The 7,435-nt window shown below is 64.2% G+C and carries 9 protein-coding genes and 1 pseudogene; 5 read left to right on the forward strand and 5 right to left on the reverse strand.

Translation table 11 applies throughout. From position 1 onward, the window contains the following. The 3 genes and pseudogenes from RBT54_RS17805 to RBT54_RS17815 all read right to left on the reverse strand — a co-directional run. A pseudogene (locus RBT54_RS17805) lies at positions 1–82 on the reverse strand (recombinase family protein); the annotation flags it as partial. A 158-nt stretch (positions 83–240) separates the two neighbouring features. After that, positions 241–762, reverse strand: a complete 522-nt coding sequence (locus RBT54_RS17810; RefSeq protein WP_168988744.1) for a GNAT family N-acetyltransferase — start codon at positions 760–762, stop codon at positions 241–243. Beyond that, positions 759–1,040, reverse strand: a complete 282-nt coding sequence (locus RBT54_RS17815; protein ID WP_168988743.1) for a DUF1778 domain-containing protein — start codon at positions 1,038–1,040, stop codon at positions 759–761. The genes RBT54_RS17810 and RBT54_RS17815 overlap by 4 nt, the downstream gene beginning before the upstream one ends. Positions 1,041–1,376: 336 nt before the next feature. On the opposite strand from RBT54_RS17815, the gene RBT54_RS17820 reads away from it, so the two are divergent. The 3 genes from RBT54_RS17820 (at position 1,377) to RBT54_RS17830 (ending at position 4,003) form a co-directional block, all read left to right on the forward strand. After that, positions 1,377–2,621, forward strand: a complete 1,245-nt coding sequence (locus RBT54_RS17820; RefSeq protein ID WP_320368353.1) for an RHS repeat-associated core domain-containing protein — start codon at positions 1,377–1,379, stop codon at positions 2,619–2,621. Continuing rightward, entirely contained in the window at positions 2,618–3,202 is a 585-nt protein-coding gene (locus RBT54_RS17825) for a DUF4304 domain-containing protein (protein WP_320368354.1), read from the forward strand. Before RBT54_RS17820 ends, RBT54_RS17825 begins: the two co-directional genes overlap by 4 nt. Before the next feature lie 219 nt (positions 3,203–3,421). Next, positions 3,422–4,003 (forward strand): hypothetical protein, encoded by a 582-nt coding sequence (locus tag RBT54_RS17830; RefSeq protein ID WP_320368355.1) that lies wholly within the window; start codon positions 3,422–3,424, stop codon positions 4,001–4,003. A 30-nt stretch (positions 4,004–4,033) separates the two neighbouring features. Here the strand turns inward: RBT54_RS17830 and RBT54_RS17835 are convergent, their stop codons facing one another. Continuing rightward, on the reverse strand, positions 4,034–5,779 hold the full coding sequence (locus RBT54_RS17835; RefSeq protein ID WP_079862784.1) for an alpha/beta hydrolase: 1,746 nt from the start codon (positions 5,777–5,779) through the stop codon (positions 4,034–4,036). Positions 5,780–5,921: 142 nt separating this feature from the next. Here RBT54_RS17835 and RBT54_RS17840 point away from each other — a divergent pair, with 142 nt between their 5' ends. Further along, a complete protein-coding gene (locus RBT54_RS17840; protein ID WP_320368356.1) occupies positions 5,922–6,104 on the forward strand; it encodes a hypothetical protein in 183 nt (60 codons plus the stop codon). A gap of 363 nt (positions 6,105–6,467) precedes the next feature. Beyond that, positions 6,468–6,821, forward strand: coding sequence for a hypothetical protein (locus tag RBT54_RS17845; RefSeq protein ID WP_320368357.1), 354 nt, complete (start codon positions 6,468–6,470; stop codon positions 6,819–6,821). Here the strand turns inward: RBT54_RS17845 and RBT54_RS17850 are convergent, their stop codons facing one another. After that, positions 6,822–7,121: a type II toxin-antitoxin system VapC family toxin gene (locus tag RBT54_RS17850; protein WP_320368358.1), complete on the reverse strand. Its 300-nt coding sequence runs from the start codon at positions 7,119–7,121 to the stop codon at positions 6,822–6,824. Between the last annotated feature and the right edge of the window lie 314 nt (positions 7,122–7,435).

Raw genomic sequence — 7,435 nt, forward strand, 5'->3', positions numbered from 1 at the left:
CGACTTCGACCTGTTCCAGTTGCCGCTCCGGGTTTTGGTCGAAGCTGCTGACCCGGACGTAGCCGATACGTTGACCTTGCAAGATGCCCCCAAACAGAAAAGTGTCAGGAATAAATCTATGACCTTGAGCAGCCTGTGTCAATAAATTAAGCGATGGAGTCTATCCGGACGTTTCTGGGTAGGCTGTCCTGACGTCAGGTTAGGGCATAGCCCAGCCTGACGCGCACGAATGCCACCGGCTTAGCGCGCTCGATTTTCCGTTTTCCGAGACGCCTCCACCGTTGCCAGCGGCAGGAAGAGCGTGAACGGTGAGTCGGGCAAAGCGATGAAGCCATGATGTCGGTAGAAGGCCGCTGCCGCCTCGTCCTTGGCATCCACGATCAAGGCATAGGCGGCAATCTCGGAACGGACAGCACGGTCGAGCGCATCGGCCAGCAGTGCGCCGCCCAGCCCTTGCCCTTTGAAAGCCTGATCGACGGCCAAGCGGCCCATGCGAACCGCTGGGACGGTCGGATAGCGCGGCAGCTTCTTGCCGACACTGGCCGGGAGATCGGTCAGCAGCAGGCTTGCCGACGCCAGCGTGTAGTAGCCCGCGATGCGCTGCCCTTCCGCCAACGCCACGAAGCAGGCAGCCACACGGCGGCGAACATCTTGGGTGACTTGTTCCCGCAGATAGCGCTCAAGCGGTTCTGAACCGCAGTTGAACGCTGCGCGAACATGCGCGGCATCGAGCGGCGTGAGCCGGAACGGTGCGCTGCTCATTCAGTACGCAAGAGCTTGCGGCGACGGGCGAAAGCGCGTTCCAAGGCCGGGCCCAGTTGCGGCGGCGACAGCAACGCTTGTGCAAAGCACTCCTGATCGGCCAGCGACAGGCGGATGACCTCGGCTTGCTCGATGGCGCGTTGCGCGGCGTCCTGGACGGCAGCGACCACGAAATCAGTCATGGTGCGCCCCTGAAGTTCAGCGGCGCGCTTGAGCATCGAATGCAGATCGGTGCTGATCCGGGCTTCGAGGCGAGCGGTAGAAATGGCTGCGGGCATAGTCTTGTCCTCCTGCCGAAATGATACGGCAGATCGCCGTACATGGCCGCGCCACGACCATACGATTTTTCCGTTTCGTGAGCTGACCCCTTCTACGTCACCACCACCTATGACGCGCTCAACCGTCCGAGCGCGATCAAGGAACTGGGTACGACCAACCTGGCCACCTACGCCTACGACGACCTCTCCCGTCGCACCACGGTCACGCTGGGCAACGGCACCACCACCAGCTACGGCTACTCGACGCAGGGCGCGCTCGCCAGCCTCACCCACAACCTGACCGGCACCGCGCAGGACCAGACCACCACCTACACCCGCAACCAGGTGCAGGAGATCGTGGGCCAGAGCTGGACCAACGACCTGTATCAATGGACGGGCTACGCCAACGGCACCCAGAGCTACACCGCCAACGGCCTGAACCAATACACCACCGCAGCCGGTGCCACGCTCACCCACGACGCCAAGGGCAACCTCACCGGCGACGGGGTGTGGACCTACGCCTTCGACGCCGACAACAAGCTCAAGAGCGCGACCAAGACGGGCTACGCCGCCACACTCGCCTACGACGCCGAAGGCCGGCTGCGCCGGACCACGCTGGCCGGCGCGATCACCGATCTCGCCTACGACGGCGTCGATCTGGTGGCCGAGTACGACGGCGCGGGCACGCTCTTGCGCCGCTATGTGCACGGCCCCGGCGTGGATGAACCGCTGGTGTGGTACGAAGGCAGCACGACCACCGCCAAGAGCTGGCTCTACGCCGACCACCTGGGCAGCATCATCGGCACGGCCAACAGCGCCGGCACCAGCACCGCGATCCACAGCTACGGCCCGTTCGGCGAACCGAACGTCACCACCGGCGTGCGCTTCCGCTACACCGGGCAGCAGTACCTGGGCGGGCTGAACCTGTACTACTACAAGGCGCGGTTCTACTCGCCGAGCCTGGGCCGGTTCCTGCAGACCGATCCGATCGGCACGGCCGATGATCTGAACCTGTATGCGTATGTGGGGAACAACCCGGTCAACTTCAGTGATCCGACGGGGTTGATCGCGGCCGAGGCCGACATGCTGATCGGTAAGATTAGCGACTCGTCCTTTGGCCGTGGAATACAGGGCGTCGTCGATTCAAATCCCTCGGCAGGCAACTTCTTCGGATGGATGGTCAGCAAGGGCCTGGAGAATGCCGCCAATAGTCCGCTTAACCTGCCGATGCATGATGCGCAGGGGAATGTTGTAGGCTATGTGGGCGTTGGGCCGGGGGTGATTGGGAGGGCTGGTGCTGGAACTCAGGCCGCAAAGGGGGTAGTACGTGGTGGCGAGAACGCCGCTGCGGCTACTGGCCGGCAGGCGCACAAAGATCTGGCCGAGCGTGTGGCACAGAAGCCAGGCTGGCAGTCCGAACCCAGACTTGTCGGTGCCGATGGGAAGGTTTATAAACCTGATGTTGTCACGCCGGGGGGGCGTATTCTTGAGCTGAAGCCGAATACACCATCAGGTCGCTCGGCTGGTGCACGCCAAGTCCAGAACTACGAGGAGCAACTGGGTATGCGTGGCCGCGTTATCTACTACGAGCCCAGGCGATGAGCGCGGCTTCGATTATTGCTCGCCTTGATTGCGAGCTGGCCCCGATTGGTTTTAGCCGAGAGAAGACCACGTGGAATCGTGAGCAGCATTCGTTGGTGGAAGTCATCGACATCCAGACTAGCAAGGTTGGTGATGCGGTGACCATGAACGTAGGCGTTCTATCTCGACCGATCTACTTCGCATGCTGGGGTCGCGATGCTGATGCGTTCGTTGAAGAACCTTTCTGCACGGTTCGTGCGCGTGTGGGGCAACTCCTGGATGGCAAGGATCGTTGGTGGGACGTAAGCAGCACAGGCGTCGCCGACGAAATGGCCGATTGCCTTGGAGCGCGGATTCTCCCGTTCCTTGAACACATGCGGTCGTTGGAAGCGATGCGCGATTGGCTTGCTTCCACGGGCATGCCATCGGCGAAGAACCCGCTGTCGTCGATTTGCTTCGCAGTGCTGCTTTCTCAGTTAGGCGATATCGGCGCTGCTTGTACAGCACTGGCTGAGTTGGAGCGCAAGGCGCTGGGTGCGTGGAAGGTCAGAGCGCAGGAAGTTGCTGTACGAATTGGTTGCGGGGATATTCGAGGGAAATAAGGGGCGCACCACGGTTTGGGGGTGACTTGACCGTGGTGCGCCTGATTACACCGCCATCTGTCCGACCGCGGCCGGCCCGGTCGCAGTCACCAGCTACGCTTACAACGATCTCGACTGCCTTACCAGCCGCAGCTCCCGAGCGTCGCCGACAACGTCGCCTTCGCCTACGACCTGCTGGGCCGTCGCACCCAGGCGAGCTTCGCCGACGCGAGCCACACCGTGGCCTACGTGTGGGATGCGGCCGGCCGGCTGAACTACGCCGACACCGACGACCATCGCGACCGCCTGGCGAACGCGCGCTTCATCGAAGGCAACGCCGGCTTCGCCTGGCGGCCGTGGGATAGCGCGCGCTGGGAAATGTTCGGCCGCTACACCTACCTGTACGACCTCTCCAGCCTGGGCCAGCGCGAGCAGGACTACGACCAGAAAACCCAGGTGCTGTCGGTGGAAGGCGTCTACCGCCACGACCAGCATTGGGAAGTGGCCGGCAAGCTCGCCCGGCGCGAGGGCGAGGTGCGCTACGGACGCGGCAGCGGGCCGTGGTTCGACTCGGCCACCGACTTCGCCGCGCTACAGCTGCGCTACGAGGTGGTCTACGCCTGGCACGCGCTGGCCGAATACCGCTGGCTGGACGTGCAGGCCGGCGGCACGCGGCAGGGCTGGCTGGTCGGACTGGACCGCGACATCGGCAAGAACTTCCGCATCGGCGCCGGCTACAACTTCACCGAGTTCAGCGACGACCTGACCGACTTCGACTACGACCACGAGGGCTGGTTCCTCAACATGGTCGGGATGTACTGAGGGTGCCGGTCCACGCAAGACCGTCGACGTTCAGCCGTCCACGGTCTCCTCGCCGCCATCCTTGGACAGCTCTTCGGCCCGGCGCTCATCCAGGTGGCGCTGCAGGCGGGCCACGTCTTCGGGCGACCAGTCGTCGATGCCGGTGACTTCCAGCCAGGCGTTGATGTAGTGCGATGGCGCGTAGACGTGGCCGAAACCCATTGGTGCGCTCATCGACAGCGAAGTATCCATTGCCATCTGCATCATCGTCACGACCGGATACCAGCGCATCGCCGGGGATACGTCCGGCGGGCGCGGGGCATCGAGCAGTTCCGGTTCGCGGAAGAAGCCGTGACGGTCGAAGAACGTCACCGCGTCGCTGCCGTACTGCAGGTAGACCACGCGCATCGGGCCCCACGGCGTGCCGGGCGGGGTGGAGCTGCCGTCCTGGTTCATGAAGCGGACGAACGAGCCGTCCTGGAACTGCGGCAGCCACACCGGCGAACCGGGATTGCGCGAGCGGGTCAGCCCGGCCCACTTGCTGGCGGCGAACGGAGGTCCGCTCCAGACCGCGCCATCGAATGGTTCGCCGAGCAGCTCGAACATCTCGAACGAGCGTTCCGAATTGAGCGCGCCCAGGCTCAGGCCGTGCAGGTACAGCTTCGGCCGCCGCTCGGGCGGCAGCGTGCGCCAGTAGCCGTAGACCTCGCGGAACAGTGCGCGCGCGGTGACCCCGCCTGTGTCCGGATCCAGGAACAGCGTCAGCGGACTGGACAGGTACGAGTACTGCACCGCGACGCTGGCCACATCGCCGCGGTAGAGATATTCGATGCCGTCGATGCCGGACGGGTCGACCCAACCGGTGCCGGTCGGAGTGATGATGATCAGCGCCTTGCGCTCGAAGCCGCCGACGCGCTTGAGTTCTTCCAGCGCCAGCTGGGCGCGCTCTTCGGGCGTGTCGCCGGTGGGCAGGCCCGCGTACACGCGCAGCGGCGCCTTGGCGCCGGGACCGGCGTAGGCGGCGAGTTCGTCGGCGGTGGGGCGGGCATCGACGTAGCGCCGGCCCATGCGCCCGAGCTGGTTCCAGGCCACTAGCGACTGCGCGCTGCCGGGGCTGTCCCATTCGGTCGGCGGCGGCATGTCGGGCGGGATCAGTGCATCGGCCTGGCGATAGGAGGCGTCCAGGGTGTCCAGCAACGAGGACAGGATCACGCCGTTGACCAGGCCCACCAGCAGCAGCACGCCGGCGATCGCACCGACCACGTGCGCGATCCGTCGCGGCACCTTGCGGGTGACCAGGCGCATCACCGCCTTGATGATCATCAGCGCGATGCGGCCCAGCACGACCAGCAGCAGCGCCACGACCGCCGCACCCGCGAGTACGCCCAGGATGCGCGATGGACCGGCGGGAGCCAGGTGCATCAGTTCGCGGACGATGTTTTCCCAATGCTGGCTGCGCCAAAGCGCGAGCGCGGCGATGACCGCGCAGGCGACGACCGCGATACGGCGGCGACGCGGCTGTCCCGCCGGCCCGGGGAGCGGCAGCTCCAGGTATCCCCACAGCCAGCGCAGCAGCACGCCCAGGCCGTAGCCGGCGGCCAGGCACATGCCCGACAGCACCGCCTGCGCGACCGTGATCCGTGGCGTGAGGCTGGGCGTGAGCGAGGCGGCGAAGAACAACGTCCCCAGCACGAGCCCGGTATTGCCAAGGCGCGCCAGCAGCGAACGCCGGAGCCGGGTGAACCAGCCATCGGATGTAGTACCGGAAGCGAGTGCAGCGTCGTCGTCCTGTCGCATCAAGTATCCCCTGCGAGTGGTCCCCTTGGGCCAATATACCGGACACGGATAGGCGTTTTAACCGCATGAGGCCAAACTCATCATCGATCCTAAGAACGTCAAGATTACTGACTTCTCAGTCCTCAAGCCTTAGGTCTGGTTTATGGAAAACAAGTATTCCGGCATGACGGTAAATGAACGCCTCTACGTGAGTGGATTGATGGATCAGTTCGACAAGGCCGTCGAGGAGCGAGACATCGAGAGAGTTCGCAGCATCTTGAACAGTGTCGAACTGACTGAAGAGTCCATCGGACCAATCTTGGAGAGGCTGGGGCTGTTGCCTTAGGCTCTCGCTGACTTGCCGCAAAGGGGGTAGGCAAGTACGAGGTCGGCACTTTCGGCGCTCTCAAGGGGCGATCGGCTGCTGGTGATGGTCTCGACATCCACCACGCGATGCAGAAGCACCCGGCTGGCCAAGCGGTCAAGGGCTACGACCCGGCCACCGGCCCTTCCATAGCACTACCGCGAGGCGAGCACTCGAGGCTGTCGACCCTGAAGGGCGACTACACAGGCTCTGCACGTGACCTACTTGCGCGAGACATTCGTGACTTGCGGAACAACACGAACGCACCGAACAGCTCGCTACGCCAGTTGATCGACCTGAACAAAGAGATGTACCCCGGCGCGTTCGGGAGATAGGTGCCGCACGATGAACAGCGAAGACTTCGTGACCGCGATCAGCCGCTACGTCAAAGACGCTGCGATTGAGGACACCATCGCCAATCTGAAGAGCCCGCCAGGACGACGCGTGCCGCCAGCTGAGCGGATCAGATCAGACTGGTACAACGCTCTGCCTGCTGCAGATGCGGCTCAGGTAGACGGCATCATCTCGGCGGCCGTCCATGAGGCCGTGTTTGGACTGCTTGCTGTGCTGGACGGTGCTCGAACAGTTGACGACGGTGCTGGACGATTTGAGCTGAGCTATCTGGCGCCAGAGGGCCGCGTGCTTCTTAATGATCCGCAGGCCATTGGTCTTCACGATCTGTTGAACGCTGCCAAGTGATCAAGGCACGAACGCCTCGACGGTAAGGCCGGTGACTGCCGAGAAGTGTTTGACGTTGGCGGTGAGCACCGGCAGTCCGTGATCGAGTGCGGTGGCGGCGATGAGCGCATCGCCCATCTGCAGCCCGTGACTCAAGGTCAGCGATTCCATGAGATCGATGGCGCGTTGCGTCATGGCTTCCGACACCGGCAGCAAGGTTGCCGCGCGGTGCTGCAGCATCTTCTTCACCACCACGAGCTCGGCCTTGTTGCGCATGCCCTGCAGCACTTCGAGCCAGCTGATGGCCGACAGCGGGGTCACGCGCACAGGGTCAGGTCTTGTCTTTTGCCTCCCGGCAAGGCAGCCGCACCCGAGCGTCGTCGGCGCCCCCCAGGGCCACCTCTCACCGCCTACGACGGCCGGGATCTGGCGAGCGAGCGCACACCACCGCCTTCACCTACGACGGGGTGGGCAACCTCACCCAGGTCAACGGCCCGCGCACGGACGTCACCGACACCACCACGCACGCCTTCGATGCGCAGCGCCGCATCACGCAGACGACCGACGCGCTGGGCAAGCAGACGCGCTTTGGCTATGACAACGACGGCCGGCTGATCCGCACGGCGGCCCAGCTG

The organism is Thauera sp. (assembly GCF_034003485.1).
In the GTDB taxonomy this organism is placed as follows: Bacteria; Pseudomonadota; Gammaproteobacteria; order Burkholderiales; family Rhodocyclaceae; genus Thauera.

Bases quoted from the DNA above. Each gene is read 5' to 3' on its own strand.
- RBT54_RS17835 (WP_079862784.1), bottom strand. From the start codon at position 5,779: ATGCGACAGGACGACGACGCTGCACTCGCTTCCGGTACTACATCCGAT.
- RBT54_RS17810 (WP_168988744.1), bottom strand. From the start codon at position 762: ATGAGCAGCGCACCGTTCCGGCTCACGCCGCTCGATGCCGCGCATGTT.
- RBT54_RS17840 (WP_320368356.1), top strand. From the start codon at position 5,922: ATGGAAAACAAGTATTCCGGCATGACGGTAAATGAACGCCTCTACGTG.
- RBT54_RS17845 (WP_320368357.1), top strand. From the start codon at position 6,468: ATGAACAGCGAAGACTTCGTGACCGCGATCAGCCGCTACGTCAAAGAC.
- RBT54_RS17815 (WP_168988743.1), bottom strand. From the start codon at position 1,040: ATGCCCGCAGCCATTTCTACCGCTCGCCTCGAAGCCCGGATCAGCACC.
- RBT54_RS17825 (WP_320368354.1), top strand. From the start codon at position 2,618: ATGAGCGCGGCTTCGATTATTGCTCGCCTTGATTGCGAGCTGGCCCCG.